The 19,292-nt window shown below is 31.5% G+C and carries 19 protein-coding genes and 1 pseudogene; 9 read left to right on the top strand and 11 right to left on the bottom strand.

What is annotated here, in order from left to right; genetic code table 11:
* The first annotated feature begins 5 nt into the window (after positions 1-5).
* Positions 6-599 carry an isochorismatase family protein gene (locus tag Q0J35_RS08180; protein WP_297195346.1) on the top strand — a complete coding sequence of 198 codons (594 nt, stop codon included), beginning with the start codon at positions 6-8 and terminating at the stop codon, positions 597-599.
* A gap of 214 nt (positions 600-813) precedes the next feature.
* Complete coding sequence (locus Q0J35_RS08175) at positions 814-1,236, top strand: hemerythrin family protein (protein WP_297195344.1); 423 nt, start codon at positions 814-816, stop codon at positions 1,234-1,236.
* A 55-nt stretch (positions 1,237-1,291) separates the two neighbouring features.
* Here the strand turns inward: Q0J35_RS08175 and Q0J35_RS08170 are convergent, their stop codons facing one another.
* Complete coding sequence (locus tag Q0J35_RS08170; protein ID WP_297195342.1) at positions 1,292-1,435, bottom strand: hypothetical protein; 144 nt, start codon at positions 1,433-1,435, stop codon at positions 1,292-1,294.
* A gap of 134 nt (positions 1,436-1,569) precedes the next feature.
* Complete coding sequence (locus Q0J35_RS08165; RefSeq protein WP_297195340.1) at positions 1,570-1,788, bottom strand: methyl-accepting chemotaxis protein; 219 nt, start codon at positions 1,786-1,788, stop codon at positions 1,570-1,572.
* Between the two features lie 387 nt (positions 1,789-2,175).
* Here Q0J35_RS08165 and dapB point away from each other — a divergent pair, with 387 nt between their 5' ends.
* The 3 genes from dapB to Q0J35_RS08150 all read left to right on the top strand — a co-directional run bounded on the left by dapB (position 2,176) and on the right by Q0J35_RS08150 (position 6,940).
* Positions 2,176-2,892, top strand: a complete 717-nt coding sequence (dapB, locus tag Q0J35_RS08160; protein ID WP_297195338.1) for a 4-hydroxy-tetrahydrodipicolinate reductase — start codon at positions 2,176-2,178, stop codon at positions 2,890-2,892.
* Positions 2,893-4,233, top strand: a complete 1,341-nt coding sequence (gene purF, locus Q0J35_RS08155; RefSeq protein ID WP_297195336.1) for an amidophosphoribosyltransferase — start codon at positions 2,893-2,895, stop codon at positions 4,231-4,233. It abuts the gene before it with no gap.
* A 235-nt stretch (positions 4,234-4,468) separates the two neighbouring features.
* Positions 4,469-6,940 carry an autotransporter domain-containing protein gene (locus tag Q0J35_RS08150; protein ID WP_297195334.1) on the top strand — a complete coding sequence of 824 codons (2,472 nt, stop codon included), beginning with the start codon at positions 4,469-4,471 and terminating at the stop codon, positions 6,938-6,940.
* A 41-nt stretch (positions 6,941-6,981) separates the two neighbouring features.
* On the opposite strand, the gene Q0J35_RS08145 is transcribed toward Q0J35_RS08150, so the two are convergent.
* From Q0J35_RS08145 to groES, 9 genes are all read right to left on the bottom strand, one after another.
* Positions 6,982-8,133 (bottom strand): aldo/keto reductase, encoded by a 1,152-nt coding sequence (locus tag Q0J35_RS08145; RefSeq protein ID WP_297195332.1) that lies wholly within the window; start codon positions 8,131-8,133, stop codon positions 6,982-6,984.
* Positions 8,134-8,321: 188 nt separating this feature from the next.
* Positions 8,322-8,714: a DoxX family protein gene (locus Q0J35_RS08140; protein ID WP_297195329.1), complete on the bottom strand. Its 393-nt coding sequence runs from the start codon at positions 8,712-8,714 to the stop codon at positions 8,322-8,324.
* Between the two features lie 32 nt (positions 8,715-8,746).
* On the bottom strand, positions 8,747-9,919 hold the full coding sequence (locus Q0J35_RS08135; protein WP_297195326.1) for an amidohydrolase family protein: 1,173 nt from the start codon (positions 9,917-9,919) through the stop codon (positions 8,747-8,749).
* Positions 9,913-10,809 carry an NAD(P)H-dependent glycerol-3-phosphate dehydrogenase gene (locus Q0J35_RS08130; protein ID WP_297195323.1) on the bottom strand — a complete coding sequence of 299 codons (897 nt, stop codon included), beginning with the start codon at positions 10,807-10,809 and terminating at the stop codon, positions 9,913-9,915. Before Q0J35_RS08130 ends, Q0J35_RS08135 begins: the two co-directional genes overlap by 7 nt.
* Positions 10,809-12,227 (bottom strand): Asp-tRNA(Asn)/Glu-tRNA(Gln) amidotransferase subunit GatB, encoded by a 1,419-nt coding sequence (gene gatB / locus Q0J35_RS08125; protein WP_297195320.1) that lies wholly within the window; start codon positions 12,225-12,227, stop codon positions 10,809-10,811. The genes Q0J35_RS08130 and gatB overlap by 1 nt, the downstream gene beginning before the upstream one ends.
* Complete coding sequence (locus tag Q0J35_RS08120) at positions 12,228-12,428, bottom strand: hypothetical protein (RefSeq protein ID WP_297195316.1); 201 nt, start codon at positions 12,426-12,428, stop codon at positions 12,228-12,230.
* Positions 12,425-13,105, bottom strand: coding sequence for a F0F1 ATP synthase subunit A (locus Q0J35_RS08115; protein WP_297195314.1), 681 nt, complete (start codon positions 13,103-13,105; stop codon positions 12,425-12,427). The genes Q0J35_RS08120 and Q0J35_RS08115 overlap by 4 nt, the downstream gene beginning before the upstream one ends.
* 162 nt (positions 13,106-13,267) lie before the next feature.
* The gene (gene groL / locus Q0J35_RS08110) at positions 13,268-14,905 is read right to left on the bottom strand and encodes a chaperonin GroEL (protein WP_297195312.1); all 1,638 of its coding nucleotides are present in this window, start codon (positions 14,903-14,905) and stop codon (positions 13,268-13,270) included.
* 18 nt (positions 14,906-14,923) lie between these two features.
* The gene (gene groES, locus Q0J35_RS08105) at positions 14,924-15,184 is read right to left on the bottom strand and encodes a co-chaperone GroES (RefSeq protein ID WP_297195310.1); all 261 of its coding nucleotides are present in this window, start codon (positions 15,182-15,184) and stop codon (positions 14,924-14,926) included.
* Positions 15,185-15,368: 184 nt separating this feature from the next.
* On the opposite strand from groES, the gene Q0J35_RS08100 reads away from it, so the two are divergent.
* The 4 genes and pseudogenes from Q0J35_RS08100 to Q0J35_RS08085 form a co-directional block, all read left to right on the top strand.
* The gene (locus tag Q0J35_RS08100; protein WP_297195308.1) at positions 15,369-17,666 is read left to right on the top strand and encodes a hypothetical protein; all 2,298 of its coding nucleotides are present in this window, start codon (positions 15,369-15,371) and stop codon (positions 17,664-17,666) included.
* A 189-nt stretch (positions 17,667-17,855) separates the two neighbouring features.
* Positions 17,856-18,521 carry a hypothetical protein gene (locus Q0J35_RS08095; protein ID WP_297195306.1) on the top strand — a complete coding sequence of 222 codons (666 nt, stop codon included), beginning with the start codon at positions 17,856-17,858 and terminating at the stop codon, positions 18,519-18,521.
* 20 nt (positions 18,522-18,541) lie between these two features.
* Positions 18,542-18,973, top strand: coding sequence for a hypothetical protein (locus Q0J35_RS08090; RefSeq protein ID WP_297195304.1), 432 nt, complete (start codon positions 18,542-18,544; stop codon positions 18,971-18,973).
* A pseudogene (locus Q0J35_RS08085) lies at positions 18,963-19,292 on the top strand (hypothetical protein); the annotation flags it as partial. The gene Q0J35_RS08090 and the pseudogene Q0J35_RS08085, both read left to right, overlap by 11 nt.

Below are 19,292 nucleotides of genomic sequence, written 5' to 3'. Positions count from 1 at the left end.
TACCAATGCAAAAAAAGGCTTTATTTGAAGCAAATGAGTGTTTGCTAGTTTGCGTAGATATACAAGAAAAACTTTTTTCTGTTATGCAAAATAAGGGTGTTCTTTTAAAAAATTCAAATACTCTTTTAGAAGCGAGTAGATTATTTAATATAAAAACTATAGTTACAGAACAGTATCCAAAAGGTCTAGGTCATACACACAGCGAAATAGAATTTTGCAAGATAGATAAATTTGAAGATTTTAACAAAGATGATGATAAAATTCAGTGCTTATGCCTTGAAAAAATTTCTTTTTCTATTTTCAATGATGATAACATAGCACAAATAATAAAGCAAATCTCTTGCAAAAAAATTATACTTTTTGGAATAGAAAGCCATGTTTGTATGTTACAAAGTCTGATTCAGGGTTTAGAGCTTGGTTATGATATGTATGCGGTAGAGGACGCTATGAGCTCAAGAACCGTGCAAAATCACGAAAATGCCTTAAAATTTATTAGACAAAGTGGTGTTAAGGTTATAAATGTAGAAACTTTTTTATTTGGTCTTATGGTAGAAGCTAGGGGAGATAATTTTAAAAGTATATCATCGCTTGTAAAGTGAATATAAGCTTTCTTGGCGTATAATGTGTAAAATTTGTGTTTAGAAAAAAAAAAAAAAAAGGGGGGGGGGGGGTAAACCCAAAAAAAAAAATATAATTGGATAAAAAATAATAAAAAAAAAAAAAGGAAAAAAAAAAAAAAAAAAAAATAATAAAAAATTAAAAAAAAAAAATATTAAAAAAAAAAAAAAAAAAAAAAAAGGGGGGGGGGGGTTTATGCCAAAGGTTATACCATCTTGGGACGAAAAATACTGTATAGGTAACGAGCAAATAGACTCTCAACACAAAAAGCTTTTTGAAATAGCTTTGAAGATAGAAAAAACAGCTGGCGAAAATGTAACTCAAGATGAGATAAAAGCTATGCTAACTGAGCTTTTTAACTATATGAAAGATCATTTTAGTCACGAAGAGGGTTATATGCAAGAAATAGGCTATCCTCAATTAGAATACCATAGAGTAGCACATAAGCATATAACAGAAGAAATGGTAAAAATAGTAAAAACCATTAAAACTACTAATGATTTAAAGGAAAAATTATACATAGTAGTGCAAAAATGGTTGCTAGAGCATATTCTTTTAGAAGATATGAGCATAGGCGAGTGGCATAGAGAAAAACTTGCTAATGAAGCTAGTGACTAGCCTAACTAAAAGGAAAATATATCTATTTTCCTTTTAAGCTCTAAAGCTTTAGGCATCAAGCTCTTTTGAAATAGTTTGATATATTATTCATCTCTGTTTGAATACTTTGCAAATTCTTGTCTAAAATATTGTTATTATCAAGCATTTTTTTGGTATTTTCACTAAGTTCATTTGAGGTTTTTACAGTTTTGTGCGACATAGCTTACATCTTTCACATTATTTGACACCTCTAATATATCCTCCCTCATCTTGCTTGAATTAGTAGCAAATTCGAAAAATCTATAGGCGCTTTCTGTTATTTGATTATTTATATTATCTATAGACTGCGTTATATTATTTTATGGTTATATTTATATCACTCAAGGAATCTTGCGTTTTTTCAGCTAAGGATCTAACCTCATCAGCAACAACAGCAAAACTTCTCCCGTGTTCTCCAGCTCTTGCTGCTTCAATAGCTGCATTTAGTGCAAGTAAATTTGTTTGAACTGCTATATCTGAAATGCTTGTTAAAATCCCTTTTACGTTCTGTGCTTTGTTGTTTAAATTTGCCATATCTAGCTATTTCTTCTTGCTCTTTAGCGTTTTCTTGTATCCCGTCAGTTATGCTTAATATTAAATTTGAATTTTTGTTTAATATTTCTTGAACTAAAACTATTTTTTGCATAGTAAGCTCACTTTGTTTTATGTTTTGATATAGCGAACTTTCCACATTTTCGCCTATGGTTTTTGCTGTTTTTGAAAATTCAAAACTTTAGGGTTATGATTAGTATCAAAACTTGGTATCAAAACAAGGACAATTAGTTTAGTGCTTACCTTCAAATTCATAAACATAATCAAGTTCCTTCATTATATTATAAGCTTATCATAATATTTAAAAACTTTAATATTAAAATTTAAAAATAAATGTTAGAATTTACCTTTTTACACAAAAGGCTAATTATGATAAAAATAGGACTTTTCGGTGCAAATGGTAGAATGGGTCTTCAGATAAAAGATTGCATAAAAGACGATAAAGAAGCTTTTATATCAACTTGCTTTGATAAAAATTTAGGCTTTGAAAGCTTTTTTAAAGATAGTGATCTTATCATAGATTTTTCTTCAAAACAAGGCACTTCTTCTTTGTTAGAATTTGCAAAAACTAGCCCAAAAGCATTACTTATAGGCACTACCGGTCTTGATGTGGAATTTGACACTATGAAAGAGCTTGCTAAAAAAATGCCTATTTTTTACGCATCTAATACATCTTTAGGAATAGCTGTTTTAAGCTATCTAGCACAAAAAGCGGCTACTATGCTAAATGATTTTGATATAGAAATTTTAGAAATGCACCACAGACACAAAAAAGATGCTCCAAGCGGGACGGCATTGAGTTTGGCACAAGCAGTTGCTAAGGCTAAAAGACTAGAACTTGAAAAGGTTATGATAACAGATAGAAAAGAAGCCAGAAAAAAAGATGAAATTTCTGTATTAAGCTTAAGAGGTGGTGATATAGTAGGAAAACATACTGTAGGATTTTATGCGGATGGTGAATTTTTAGAACTAAGCCATAATGCAACATCAAGAGCGACTTTTGCAAATGGGGCTATAAAGATAGCAAAATGGCTAAACAAAAAAGAAGCCGGATTTTACAGTATAAATGATATGTTAGGACTTTAAATGTGTGCAGTAGTAGGAATCATAAATTCAAATTCAGCCTCTGTTTATGCATATTACGCTCTTTTTGCTATGCAACATAGAGGACAAGAAGCTACAGGTATAAGTGTTAGCGATTCAAAAAAAATTCAAACAATAAAATCAAAAGGTGAGGTAAATCAAGTTTTTAATGAAAAGGTCCTTAAAAAATTGCAAGGATCTATAGCCATAGGGCATAATAGATACTCAACAGCTGGAAATTCATCTATAAATGATGCTCAACCCATAAGTGCTACCTGTGTTTTAGGTGATATAAGTCTAGTGCATAATGGAAATTTGGTAAATAAAGATGAGGTTAGAGATAAGCTTATAAAAGAAGGTGCGATATTTAACTCAAATATGGATACAGAAAATCTAATCCACCTAATAGCAAGAAGCAAAAAAGAAAGCCTAAAAGAAAGAATCATAGAAAGTTTGCGAGACTGCGTTGGTGCATATTGCTTTATACTATCCTCTAAAGATGAATTATTTGTTATAAGAGATAGATATGGGGTTAGACCACTTTCTTTGGGAAGGTTAAAAGATGGTGGATACATAGTAGCCAGTGAAAGCTGTGCCTTTGATTTAATAGAAGCAGAATTTATAAGAGATGTAAAACCGGGAGAAATGCTTGTCTTTAAAAGCGGGTATGAAAACTACGAAAGCATAGAGCTTTTTAAACCAGAGCCTAGAATCTGTGCCTTTGAATATGTATATTTTTCAAGACCAGATAGCATAATAGAAGGCAAAAGCGTATATGAAGTGCGTAAAAAAATGGGCGAAACCTTGGCTAGAAAATTCAAAGAAAAAATAGATTTTGTAGTCCCTGTGCCAGATAGTGGAGTAAGTGCTGCTATAGGTTTTTCACAGTTTTTAAATATACCATTAGAAATGGCTATCGTTAGGAATCACTACATAGGAAGAACCTTCATAGAGCCAACACAAGAGCTTAGAAATTTTAAGGTAAAATTAAAGCTTAATCCTATGTCAAAGGTTTTAAAAGGAAAGGATATAGTAGTAATAGATGATAGCATAGTTCGTGGGACTACATCTAAAAAAATAATATCACTTTTAAGAAGTGCTGGTGCTAATAGCATACATTTGGCTATAGCCTGTCCTGAAATAAAATTTCCAGACCTATACGGCATAGATACTCCAACTTTTGAGGAACTAATATCGCACAATAAAAACGCAGATGAGGTAAGAGATTTTGTTGGAGCTGATAGCTTGATATTTTTAAGCATAGATGAATTAAAAGAAAGCATAGGCTGTGATAGAAAATATTCTATGGTAAGTTTTGATGGGGATTATTTTATAAAAAGCTAAATCCCCTTTTTTGAGTTTATTTTAAAAACAAGCTTACATCTATCCAGTGCTTTTCTTTTTACTAGCACTTATAATATATATATTCTTTCTAACAAACCCTTTATTAGCTAAGACATATATTATAATTTGTCAAGCAAAGATTATCAATTTTAAACAATTTTGTTATATAATATTTTACAAAAATACTATTTTATTTTTTGGAGACCTTATAACCGTGAAAAAAGCTTTATTTTTTTTGATACTTTTATACAGTGCTTCTTTTGCTTTAAAAAATTCTTGGGAAGGTTATATAGAAGAAAGGACAGCAAATCTAAATGATAAAGATAATGTTAAGGTTATATTAAAAAAAGATCCAAGCACAAATTATGGAAACAATTTTGGATATCAAAAAAACACGAATTTTACATATTCTACCGCTTCTGGCTCATCTACAATTACACTTGAAAGCGATAGTAGTATATCAGATATGGCATATTATCACGAATCCGGAAATACCATTACTATAAACAAAAACTCAAATTTAATTTGGAATTTAAATACTAATAACGGTATGATTTTAAGAGGAGTAATAAATGTAAACGGTGGCACACTCACTCTTAACAATGCAAATATGCTAGATAATCAAGCTGGAAGCATTGTAGTATCAAACGGTGGCACAATAAACATAGAAAAAATAAATATATTTAGAAATCAATCTACAGGAAATACTGCTAGTATAAGAAATAATGGTGGCAATCTTAATATAAAAGGTTCTTTATATAATCACAACAAACAAAGTTATGGTAATCCAACAAATGCAGGTTATATATTGCAAGATAGCGGTAGCACGACCATAACAGGCTCTTTTTACAATTCAGGCTTTATAAATCCTGTTCCAAACGGACAAAGAACAGAAGCTCTTTTTGAAATAAAAGGAGGCACATTTAAAGTAGATGGAAATTTAGAAAATGGCAAAAATGATAGTTCTTTATATACGGATTATGGCGGCATAGGAATTTTAAATGCAAGTGGTGGAAGTGAAATAATAGTAGGCGGAAATTTCATAAGCGATTCGCAAGGAGATAAGCTAAGCGGGACAGGGACTCCTTATAAATCAACCGTGGATTTAAAAGATGCAACACTAAGAGTAGGCGGCTCTTTTTCAGCTTATAGAAGCGATATATCCCTTACAGGAACTTCTAGCATACATACAAATTCATTTTTTTTGGATAGCTCTGCTAATATGAATTTCATAGGAAATGATAGCGGCTTTGGCTTTATAAACGCTACAAACAGTGCCACATTTAACGGAACTGTAACCTTTAAACTAGCAGGGGCTTTATTAAAAAACGATGATATGTCTTATATAATACTACAAAGCCCATCAGTAAGTGGAAATTTAAAAGAAGGTGCAGTAACAGTCCTTGGCTCAAATGGTTCTGTTTTATCACAATACACAACAAATATAGTAAAAATAGGAGATAAATACTTTTTAGTTTTTAACGATGCAAATGATCCTTCAAACCCAAATTACCCTGACTCTAGCACACAAGGTCCAGGAACACAACCCGGCGGAAATCCTGGAGGTGGAAACCCTGGCGGGAATCCTGGCGACGGAAATACAGGCGGAAACCCGGGTGGAAATCCAAATCCCCCAACAACACCGCCAAATTCTGATCCTATATACAATGCCATTTATGATGTATTAAAAGATAAACTAACAGACAGTGAGGGTGCTCTTAAACAAGCAGCACAAACCGTAAAAAATCAATTTGACAGTATGAAAGTAGAGCAAAGAACATATCAAGGCTCTGTAATGCACCACAATATGCTAGGTCGTATAGCACATAGCCATAGAAGCAAATATGCTCTTAATATAAAGCAAAGATACGCGTCTTTAACGAGTGATTATTTAAGAGTTCCTTATTTTGAAAATATAGAAAGTAGCGACAATATCTACGTGAATGCACTTGCTGGATATTCTCACTATGAAAATAGCAATGCCTCTGATTATGGAGTAAATTTTGGTTATGATAAGGAAATAAAAGATACATTTTTTGGTGGATTTTATGCCTCTATAAGTAAAAGATCTATGCAAGCTGATGATATGAATCTTGATGGATATAACTATAATGTGGGCTTGTATTCAAGAACTCATCTTCCTTTTTCAGTTGAATTTGATATTTTAGGGTATTATTCAAATTCTAAAAATGAGTATGAAAGAACTTTTGCTGGACTAACACCAAATACAGCATCTTACGATACTCACAACTTAGGTTTGCAAACAAGGCTTGGTTATAGAGCACAGTTTATAAATGGACACAGCTTAAAGCCTTATATCGGTTTATTTGCTACGTATCATCATATGCCAGAATACAAAGAAAGCGGTGGTTCATTGCCTATAACAAGAAGTTTAAATAATTTTACAAGTTTATATGGAGCTTTTGGCTTAGAATATAGAAAAAACACGGATAATGGCGGATCGTTTTTTATAGCCTTAGAAGGTGTTAAGGGACAACCTGTTTTTGGCAAGAAAAGCTATGAGATAAATATGGGAGGCACAAAAATTATTTATGAAAACGAGGGTGAGTTTTTTGGCAATGTATTTGCTGGAGCGAATTTACCGCTTAGTGACAGTTTTGATTTAAGTGCTACAGTTATGTCTCAAGCATACGATAACGGTCTTATGACTATAAATGGCTCTCTTGGATTTAGATTTGTATTTTAGTTAAATTCCAAGTTAGCCATTTAAAAAACAAATTAAAGAAACTACAAACCAACACTCTTTGCTTGATCTGAACCTACAGGATAACGTTCTCCCAGTATTTTTATAGTCCTTATCTTTTTATCTATCTCTTGTAATTCTTCTTTGCTGAATGAAATTTTTAAAGCCCCTAAATTTTGCTTTAAGTGCGTTATTTTAGTAGTTTCTGGAATTGGCATTATAAAATCTTTTTGAGATAAAAGCCAAGCTAGTGCAATTTGAGCCGTTGTAGCATCTTTACCGTCAACTTTTTTACTTTTTGCTAAATCTCTAACATAATTTATAAATGTCTGATTAGCCTTTAAAGCTTCTTTGCTAAATCTTGGAAAAGAAGCCCTCATATCAAGTTTTGGGTGAAAGGTGGTGTTTTCATTCATAAGTCCGCCCAAAAATCCTCTTTCTAAAGGTGAATATGCTGTAAAACCTATACCAATCTCTTCGCAAGTTTTTAAAACTTCATTATCTTCAACTTCTCTCATCATCATAGAATAGTGACTTTGTATAGATGTAATGCGACAAATTTTATGTGCTTTTCTTATAGTCTTTGCTCCGGCTTCGCTCAAACCGTAGTGCCTAATCTTACCCATTTTTATGAGCTCATTCATAGTATCAGCAACTTCTTCAATATCAACATCAGTATCTACTCTGTGCTGTGTATAAAGATCTATATAGTCTGTATTTAGTCTCTTTAAACTTGCATCAACTGCTCTAAAAATAGATTTTTTACTAGAATCTTGTTGTTGTTTGCCAAAAGGATAATAAAGTCCGAATTTAGTCCCAATAACAACTTTATCACGTCTATCTTTAAATGCTTTACCAAGCAAAATTTCATTTGTATGTGGTCCATAAATTTCAGCAGTATCAAAATAGCTCACTCCAAGCTCGAAAGCTTCGTGCAGTAGTTTTATCATATCTTTTTCTGGCGGTGGAACACCGTGATTTGCACTCATACCCATACAACCAAGTCCAAGTGCAGATACTTTAAGCCCATAGTTATCTTTTCCTAAAATTCTAAATGGAAGGCTTTGTGTATTCATATTTTTTCCCTTATTTTTGAAATTTTCATTGGAATAAAGCATATTTGACCCCATAATAATGCTAAATAATGCTGTTTTACTTGAAAAGCGTAAAAAATCCCTACGAGTTTTATTCTGCATTTTTTCTCCTTAATAAATTTATGTTTATTATAAAAGATGATAGTAGGTATTAGTCAAGTTATTTAAAAAAAATAAATTTTTATGAAAGCTTTATATACAAAAGTCTAAGGACACAAAGCTAGTATAAAAAGGAATATGAAAAAACTTATAAATTTCGGTTATACAAAGGCTTTTTTAAGCCTTTGTATTTAAAATTTATTATATAAAGAAAACTTACCAGCACCTAGAAATATGAGTGCTAAAGAAGCAAAGGCATACAAAGCTTGAAGCTCAACTATCCAGCCACCGTACTGATTTAAAGATAAATAGCCCTCAAAATTTCCGCCCAAAACAACAAAAGAAGCAAAACACATAGTGCAAAATACAGCTAAGGCAGAAAGTCTAGTCAAAATGCCAAGTATTATTAAAACAGGTGCTACAAACTCTCCTATATAAACTCCATATGCTATAAATTCAGGCAATGAAAAAGAAGAGACACTATCCTTTACACCGTCTATACCACTGCTTATCTTTTGTAGACCGTGAAGTAGCATTAAAATTCCAACATTAAAACGTAAAATTAAAATTCCAAAATCCTGCATAAAAATCTCCTTAAAATAAAAAAACTATAGTATTATAATACCAAATTACCTTGTATAAAATGATGTTTTATACAAGCAAAAAGCTTATCATTTGCATATAATGGATTTTGAATATTTTGTATGCTTTCATTCTCATCTACAAGTATTAAATTCGCCTCTTTATTAACTGCTATTTCTCCACAATTTAAGCCAAGAATTTTGGCTGGGTTAAGACTTGTATAAGTGCAAAGCTCTCGCCAAGAAAGCAATTTCTCTTTTATAAAAAAGGTATTACAAATGCTTAAATATTCATTTAGACTATGCACACCAAAAGCCGCTTCATCAAATGCTAAGTCTTTTAAGTGTAGAGATTTTGGACTATGGAATGAGCTTAAAAAAGTTATACGACCTTCTTTTAAGGCTTGTCTTAATGACAAAACATCACTTTTTTTACGAAGTGGTGGCATTAGTTTTGCATAAGTGTTAAAATTTTCACAAGCACTTTCATCTTTTGTTAGATTATGTATACTTACAAGCTTTAAATTATCTTTATCTAAAATTTCTAAGGATTTAGCTAAGCTTAAATTCTCAAATATAACTTTAGTTTTGTAAAATTTAGCTATTTCTTTCATTTTTGCGACTTCACTTAGTTCGCAAATTTCACTTATGCCACAAAGCCCTAACGAGAAACTAAGTTGCCCGTCATTCATCACTCCACCATCATCAAAATCATCATCATAACAGGCTGTAAATACGGGAATATCTTTCATTATAGAATACAACATAGCTTGTTTTATGTGATTGGCTTTAGATGAGCTTAAAAGCTCTAAAGCTTTAGCACCGTTATCAGCAAGACTTGAAATATTTTTAATTTTTTTATCATCATTTAAGATCGAAACAGAGGCAAATATCCTGCAAGTAAGAGTTTTAAGTTTATCTGCAAAAAGTTCAAAACTGTGCTCATCGTAATTCATCTTATCGCGTAATAAAACAGAGCAAAAACCACCTCGCAAACACTCATTTTCCAAAAGTTTTAAATTTTCTATGCTAAAACTATCATTTTTGAAATTCACATTTAAATCAACAAATGAGGGCAAGGCGAGTAAGGATTTCGCATCAAAAACTTCATCTGATTCTAAATTAGAAGCTATTTCTGTTATAACACCATTTTCTATTCTAATATCTTTTAAGTCTTCGCCGTAAATTCGTGCATTTTTTATTAGCATTTGTTTTGCCTTAACAAGTCTTTTAAAGAAAGCTTGACATCTTTTCCGCGTAGTATCAAAGAAAGTTCTCTTGCTATAGGGGTGTATATGTTGTTTTTCTCGGATATTTTATCTATAGCAAAAGCCGTAACTACTCCTTCTGCTACTTCTTTTAATTCAAGTAAAATTTCATCTAAGTTTTTACCTTGTGCCAACATAAAACCTACTCTATAATTTCTAGAAAGAGAGGAAGAAGCACTTAAAAAAAGGTCTCCTGCACCGCTTAAACCTAAAAAAGTTTCATCTTTAGCTCCAAAAGCTTTGCCAAAACGATGCATCTCAACAAGACCTCTTGCTATCAAGGAAGCTCTTGCATTGTTACCAAGTTTCAAACCGTCGCTTATGCCACTTGCTATTGCTATTACATTTTTATATGCTCCACAAATTTCAGCACCTTTTACATCGCAACTAATATATGTTTTTATATAATCTGGAAAAAAAGATGAAAATTCTTTAGACAAATTCTCATCAAAAGCACTAAAAACCAAAGCACAAGGCAAATCTTGCATAACTTCAGCAGCAAAAGATGGTCCGCTTAAAACGCATAACTGTTCTTTGGAGATGAAATTTAATAAAATTTCATCTAAAAATTTAAGATTTGCGTAATCAACTCCTTTTGAAGCAAGCAAAATCTTTTGTCCTTTATTTTTAAAATTTGATTTTAGCCATTCAAATAACCCTTGAGTGCTTAATGCAAATACTAAAAATTCATTATCTAAAGCTTCATCAATGCTAATAAAATTTTCTATATCTCGTTTTTTCAAAGAGCTTATATAACAGCGGTTATTTTTGCTAAGCGAATGATAAAGTGCAGAGCCCCATTTTCCAGCTCCTATAACAGCAATACTCATTACCCAAGCTTTGTTTTTAAAATTTCATTTACCTTAGCAGGATTAAAAGCACCTTTGCCTTCTTTCATAACCTGACCAACAAAAAAACCAAAGAGTTTATCTTTACCGCTTTTATACTCATCAACCTTGTCAGAATTTTTTGTCAAAACCTCATCAACAACTTTTTCTATGGCAGAATCATCACTAACTTGTCTTAAACCTAATTTATCTATGGCATCATCGACTTCTGTATCTGAATTTTCAAAAATAAAGGCTAGTATATCTTTCGCGGCTTTTGCACTGATTGTATTATCCTCTATCCTAGATATCAAAGAGGCTAATTTATCGGCACTAACTGGAGAATTTTCTATACTATAATCAGCCTTTAAAAGTCCCATTAATTCTGTATTTAACCAAGTAACACAAAGTTTTGGATTTAGCTTTTTGCTAATCAATTTTTCAAAAAATCTAGCCATCTCCAAAGATGATGTTAAAAGCTCTGCGTCAGCTTCTTTTATGCCAAGTTCTTTTACATATCTATGTCTTTTTTCGTCTGGGAGTTCTGGCAATTTTACATCAAGCATTTCTTTTTGCAAAACAACAGGAAGCAAATCAGGATCTGGAAAATACCTATATTCCGCACTGTCCTCTTTTCCTCTCATACTTTTAGTAAGCAAATTAACCGTATCAAAAAGTCTGGTTTCTTGTATCACCTCTTTTTCATAACTTCCATCTTGCCAAGCTTCACTCTGTCTTTGCACCTCATAATCAATAGCTTTTTGAATAAAACGAAATGAATTTAAGTTTTTAATCTCTACCCTAGTATAAAATTTATCATCTCCTTTAGGGCGAATGCTGACATTTACGTCGCAACGAAAAGAGCCTTCTTGCATATTAGCATCTGATATATCTAAAAAACGTATTATAGAGTGCAATTTTTTAAGATAAGCCACAGCCTCATCACTGTTTCTTAAATCCGGCTCACTGACTATCTCAAGCAAAGGAGTTCCGGCACGGTTTAAATCTACTTTTGAAATTTTACCTTCGTGTATATTTTTTCCAGCATCTTCTTCTAAATGTGCCCTGGTTATGCCTATACGTTTTTCCTCTCCATTAACAAATATAAAAAGCTCTCCATTCTCAACGATTGGGACATCAAATTGAGAAATTTGATATGCCTTTGGTAAATCAGGGTAAAAATAATTCTTCCTATTAAAAATACTCTTTTCATTTATCTTTGCATTTATAGCCTTCCCAAAAGACACAGCTTTAACAACGGCTTCTTTATTTAACACCGGCAAAGCTCCCGGTAAAGCAAGACAAGTCGGACAAACATTTGTATTTGCTTCCTCTCCAAAAGAAGTTTTACAAGAACAAAAAATTTTACTCTTTGTATTAAGTTGTGTATGAACTTCAAGTCCTATAACTACTTCAAACATCTATTTTTCCTTAAGTTTTAACCTTTCTTTTAATTCATAATTTTCCAACAACAAAAATGATATCATAAGCATAAAAAATCCCGGAATTGCTCCAAGACAGGTATAAAATATAGAATTTTCATATGCATTAAAAGAATAAAGTGCTCCAAATAGCAAAAAAGCCCAAGAAGCACCTTTAAGAAATTCTAGCAGATATATCAATGACCTTCCTCAACAACAGTTGCACCAGCTAGATAAACATAAGTAAGTATCATAAATATAAAAGACTGTAAAAAGGCCATAAAAGTAAGTAAAACAAAAGCCGGTAAAGGTGCTACCCAAGGTGCTAGAGACAATACAACAGCTAAAAATAAATCGTCCCCTTTTATATTACCAAACAAACGAAAAGATAAGGATATAATACGAGATATATGAGATACTATCTCTATAGGAAACATAAGAGGAGCTATTGCTGGGACAGGACCCATAAAATGAGCAAAATATTTTACAAAACCTTGAATTCTAATACCTTCAAAGTGATAATACAAAAAAACTATAATAGCCAAAGAAGCTGGTAAGTTTAAAGAGGCTGTAGGAGCGTGAAAGCCCGGTATAATGCCTATTATATTACTAAAAAATACTATAAATCCTATGGTAGCTACTAATGGCAAATATTTTCTAGCCGCAGCTTCACTTCCCATAGTATCTTTACCCATACTTACAATGCCGTCCAAAAAGGCTTCTGCTAAATTCTGCATACCTCTAGGCACGAGCTGCATAGATCTAGTAGCCAATTTAGCGACTATAAGGGACAAAACAACAACTATAGCTAAATGAAAAAAATAAGAAAAACCGTGGCTTGGATCAATCAAAGAGCTAAATAAAAATATATCTTTCATAACTATCCTACAAATTATATTCTTTTATTACAGATATTAGATTTTAGCATAATATTTAAAAAATTTACATTAAAAATGTGAGAAAATTAAAAAAACTGTGAAAAAGATACACATTAAGACATAGGCAAGGAATTTAACCTTGCCTAAGGTGATTATAAGGGCTTACATCATTCCGCCCATACCACCCATTCCTCCCATACCACCCATATCTGGCATAGCAGGTTTATCTTCTTTTATTTCGCTTATTGTTGCTTCTGTGGTAAGTAACATACTAGCAACTGATACAGCGTTTAAAAGAGCGATTCTTTCAACTTTTACAGGATCTATAATACCTTCTTTTATCATATCTACATATTCGCCCTTTGCAGCATCAAAGCCTAAATTTGCATCGCTAGATGCTTCGACTTGATTAACAACCACTCCAGCATCAAAACCAGCGTTTTCAGCTATCTGTCTTAAAGGTGCTCTTAATGCTCTTTCAACTATAGCAGCACCAATTGCTTCATCTCCGCTTAAATTTAATTTTATCTTAGTTTTTGCTTTTATTAAAGCAGCTCCACCGCCTATAACTATACCTTCTTCAACGGCAGCCTTAGTTGCACTTAAAGCGTCATCTACTCTATCTTTCTTTTCTTTCATTTCAGTTTCAGTAGCTGCACCAACTTTTATTAAAGCAACGCCTCCACTAAGCTTAGCTAATCTCTCTTGTAATTTTTCTCTGTCATAATCACTTGTAGTTTCAGCTATTTGAGCTTTTATTTGATTTACTCTAGCGTCTATATTAGCTTTTTCTCCAGCACCATTTACTATAGTTGTATTATCTTTATCTATGATAACGCTTGAAGCCTGTCCCAAATCATCTATAGTAGCACTTTCTAAAGTCCTGCCAAGCTCTTCAGCTATAACTTCTCCGCCTGTTAAAATAGCTATATCCTCCAACATAGCCTTTCGTCTATCACCAAAACCTGGAGCCTTAACTGCAGAAATATTTAAAACACCTCTTAATTTATTTACAACCAAAGTAGCTAAAGCCTCTCCTTCTATATCCTCTGCTATGATTAAAAGAGGTTTTCCTGTTTTTTGAATTTGCTCTAAAATAGGTAATAAATCTTTTAAATTTGTAATTTTCTTATCAAACAATAATATATAAGGATTTGAAAGCTCAACAGTCATTTTATCAGCATTAGTGATAAAATAAGGGCTTAAATATCCTCTGTCAAATTGCATACCCTCGACAACATTTAATTCATCGTTTATGGATTTAGCTTCTTCAACTGTTATAACTCCGTCTTTTCCAACCTTTTCCATAGCGTCAGCTATTAAAGCACCTATTTTTTCGTCAGAATTTGCGGATATTGTGGCAACTTGAGCTATCTCTTTTTTATCTTTTACTTCTCTTGCAAGATTTTTTAGCTCGTTTATTATAGCTTCACACGCCTTATCCATACCTCTTTTTACTTGTATAGGATTAGCTCCAGCTGTTATATTTCTAAGCCCTTCCTTAAAAATAGCGTGAGCTAGAACGGTAGCTGTAGTAGTCCCATCTCCAGCTTGATCAGCTGTTTTGCTAGCAACCTCTCTTACCAAAGAAGCACCCATATTTTCTAAAGATTCTTTTAATTCAACTTCTTTAGCCACACTAACACCATCTTTTGTAATGCTAGGTGCGCCAAAACTTTTTTGTATAAGGACATTGCGTCCTCTTGGTCCCATAGTAACTTTAACAGCGTCATTTAGCTTTTTGACACCTTCATAAAGTTTATTTCTTGCTTCATCTGAAAAAAATATTTCTTTTGCCATATTCCACTTCCTTAAATTTTATTTAACTATACCTAAAACATCATCTATATTTAGAACTAAGTATTCATCTGAATCTAACTTAACTTCTGTTCCGCCATATTTAGCAAATAAAACAGTATCTCCTTCTTTAACTTCGCTAAGTTCTTTACTAACGGCTACAATTTTTCCTGTTAAAGGTTTTTCTTTGGCATTATCTGGTATAATTATGCCAGAAGCTGTAGTTTTAGTCTCTTCAACACGTTTAACTAAAACTCGTTTTCCTAAAGGTTGAAAATTCATTTTTGACTTCCTTTCTAAAAAATTGGGTTTTTAAAATTTTATTAAAAAATCAAAACTCTTGGCTTGAGTTTGAAGGAAATTATACCAGACAAAATGAATTTTGTCAATACTTTAAGTAAAAATATTTATAAAACTTTAGCTTAATAGACTAAAGTTTTATAATAAAAAATATGAAAGGTTTAGAATGAAAAAGATTCTGTATTGGATTTTAGGGATAATCGTGGTGCTATTTATAGCCTTGTATATAGTGTTATTTACATCTGTTGGCAATAAAATGGTAGCCTCAATAATACAATCTCAAATTCGTTCTATAAGTGGAATGGATATAAATGTAAGTAAATTTGAGCTAGGTTTTAGTAAGATTAACACAGAAATTGACATAGCTAATATGGCTAAATTTATTGTAGATGGAAACTTGAGTCTATTTAGCTTAGGTTTTGATATAGATTATTTATTAAAACTAAATCAAGAATATCTAAACAAAAACAATTTAAATAGCAAAGACAATCTAAGCTTTGGTGGCTCTGTGTTTGGCTCTGCTTTTGATTTTAATGCAAGTGGTAGAGGGTATTTGTTTGGCTCTAACGTAGAGCTAGATGCGAATATAATCAGCTTTGCTCCTGCTATTGTAAATTTAAATGCAAATGGGATAAAGATAGAAGATGCCTTAGAATTTGTATCTAAGCCTAAATATGCCCAAGGTGTAGTGAATGTAAATGCTGATATTTTTACAAAAGAACAAAAACTTTCAGGTAATGCACTCATTAATATTTATAATAAGTCTATCAACTATGAGTTAGTGCAAAAAGATTTTAATATAAGTTTGCCAAAAAATTCAGAACTCAATGCCGATGTAAAAGCTGTTATAGCGGGTGATAAAATCTTAGCTAACACACAGATTGCAAATTCTTATATGAATTTTATAGCAAAAGAAACAGCCTTTGATTTAAGTGTGCAAGAGCTAAATAGTGATTTTAATCTAAATTTAAAAGATTTAGCACAGCTAGAAAGCATAACTAAAACAAAGTTAGCAGGTAAGGTAGTATTGGATGGAAATCTTAGTTTTGATGTGTTAAATTCAGCTCTAAAAGAATTAAATGCAAAAATAAATGGCACAAATATAGCCGCAGCGACTTTAAGCAATGTTGATTTAGTATTAAATGCAAAAGCAACTGGGGATAAAGAGCAGATAAACTACAATGCAAATTTAGATTCAAATATTGCTAAAATAACAAAGGCAAGCGGGTATTATAAGCTTGCAAATGGAGAATTTAGCATAGAAACAAATGCTAAGGTAGATGATTTATCTAAATTCCAAAAAGATATGAGTGGAACCGTCTTAGCCGATGCTAAAGCTAGACTAACTGGCTCTGTTATAAATGAATTAAATGCAAATATAGACTTAGCTGGTGGTAAAATAAATGCACAGTCTGACGGAAAAGTGCTAGATGTAAAAATAGATAATATAGAGCTATCAAAAGCCCTAGCATTAGCGGGACAACCTTCTTACATAAACGGGGCTTTAAATGCAAAGGCACATTTAAGTTCTCTTGATTTTACAAAACTTAATGGAAACTATGAGGCAAAAGCTAGTGGGACATTCGGACAAAAAGCACTTAGCCAAATGCTTGCGAAAAATTTTCCTGCGAATGCGAAATATGAATTTAACTTAAATGGAAACATCAAAAATAGTATCACAAATTTTGACGCTTTTATAAAAAGTGATTTAGCAAATCTTGATAGCTTTAAAGGCGAATTTGATATAAACAATGTCAAATTAAATTCAAACTATGTTTTTGATGTATTTGACTTATCAAGACTTGGATTTTTAGCTGATAAAAAATTTAAAGGTAAGGCTAAATTTGAAGGCACAGTAACTATGGATAAAGCCATAGGTGCTACAGTAAATAGCTCAAATTTATTTGGAGGCACATTAAAAGCCACACTTAACAACAATGATTTAAAAGCGGATATTTCTGGAGTGGATTTTTCTACTATGATGCAAAGTCTTGATTTGCCTGATTACTATGAAGGAAAAGCTAATGTTGATCTAAGTTACAATCTCTTAAGCTCGAGCGGAGTGGCAAATGCTAATCTTAACAATGGAAAATTAAAAAGCGTTGGGATTATAAAAACAGCTGAAACTTTGACAAAAAGTGATTTTTCTAAAGATTCTTTTAATGACGCAAAAGCTACGGCTAAGCTTAGCAAAAATGCAGTAAATTTAACAGTAAATCTAAAATCACCTAGAGTAAATATAGGTATAGATAATGGCGTTGTAAATACAAGTAGCGGAGCTTTAAATATGCCTTTTAGCATAGGAGTTGATAAGGCGACTTTTAAAGGTAGCATAAAAGGCACTACTAGCAATCCTAGCATAAGCATAGATTTAGGCTCTGCCTTAAAATCAGCAGCAGATAAGCTTCTAAAAGACAAAGGCGGAGAAAAAGTAAATAAACTTTTAGACAAGCTTTTTAAATAATTAAGCACTAAAGCCCTCGGGCTTTAGGCTTTTATAAATTTTAAAACTCTAACTATGCTTAAAAAAATTTTAAAATTTCGTTTTTTTTTTTTTTGATAAAATGACTTAAAAATATACTTAGGAGCAAATGATTCCTTACATAAAATATTTGCTATCATTAAAAATGAGGAAAAATTTTATGATGCAGAGTTGATAATAATAGAAACAAATGTAAATGATTATGATATGCTTTACTACACTATAGATTTTGAAAATATAGCCCTTTATATGAATATTCTTTTTAAAAAATTATCTTGTTTTAAAAGTAAAATTTTATTTCTTATCTTGCCATTTATGGCACGAGAAACAGGGGATAAAGATTATATAGAAAGACGAGATATAATAGAAAATTTTTTAAGGCAAAAGATAAATCACTTTGGCTTTAACTTCATAGATATGCAAACTTATTATAATAAATTTGATATATTGCCATTTTTCACACAAATAGATAGAGTTCATCAACCCGAAGGCATAATGCGTATTTTAGGAAAAACTATCATAAAAAATATGCATAAATTTCACTTTCACACTCACAAAGAAGAAACAAAGAGTAAATTTTTAATCACTACTGCACCAGAACTTTTTAAAGAAAAACTAGAAAGTAAAAAGCTTGCAAATTCACTTTTTGAAGAATACATTTATAAGCTTGATTTTGATATGAAGCTTAAATTTAGTGAAAAATTTAAAAATTTTCAGCTTATGGGTATTGCACTTTGTAATTTTTTTGAAAATATAGATAATACTGCGTATGCAAGTTTTATTGTAGAAAATAAAGAGAAAAAAATCATAAAAAAGATAAAAAGCAGCTTTTTTTAGGAAAAACTATCATAAAAAATATGCATAAATTTCACTTTCACACTCACAAAGAAGAAACAAAGAGTAAATTTTTAATCACTACTGCACCAGAACTTTTTAAAGAAAAACTAGAAAGTAAAAAGCTTGCAAATTCACTTTTTGAAGAATACATTTATAAGCTTGATTTTGATATGAAGCTTAAATTTAGTGAAAAATTTAAAAATTTTCAGCTTATGGGTATTGCACTTTGTAATTTTTTTGAAAATATAGATAATACTGCGTATGCAAGTTTTATTGTAGAAAATAAAGAGAAAAAAATCATAAAAAAGATAAAAAGCAGCTTTTATCTTTTTCATAGTTTAAATGATAGCTTTATCATAGATGAAAATAGTTTTATGTATTTTAACAAAGAAAATTTAGCACGAAGTGAGGGTGCTTATTTAATAAAAAAAAGAAGACGTATTGCAAAATAACATCAAGCATTGCGGTTTATCTTACTTTTTTCTAGCACAAATAAATGAAGATGATAAAAAATTTAAGCTTTATGATGAAGTAAAGCTTTTAAAAGAACTTGATTTCACATATCTAACCCCACCAGTTGAAATTTATAAAGAATTTATAGAGCTTTATTTATCTCATATGTATAATACGAAGGTAAGAATACTTGAAAACACTACAAATGAGCTAAAAGAACAAAATAAAATCCTGGAACAAAAACACAGCTCTTATATATCCTCCATAGAACACAAAGAAACAACTTTAAAACTTTTAAATTTAGAACAAGATCTAATA

Source organism: uncultured Campylobacter sp. (genome assembly GCF_944323605.1).
Classification (GTDB): Bacteria; Campylobacterota; Campylobacteria; order Campylobacterales; family Campylobacteraceae; genus Campylobacter_D.
Note: the sequence above shows the minus strand (reverse complement) of the source record. Positions and strands in the feature narration are given on the sequence as shown.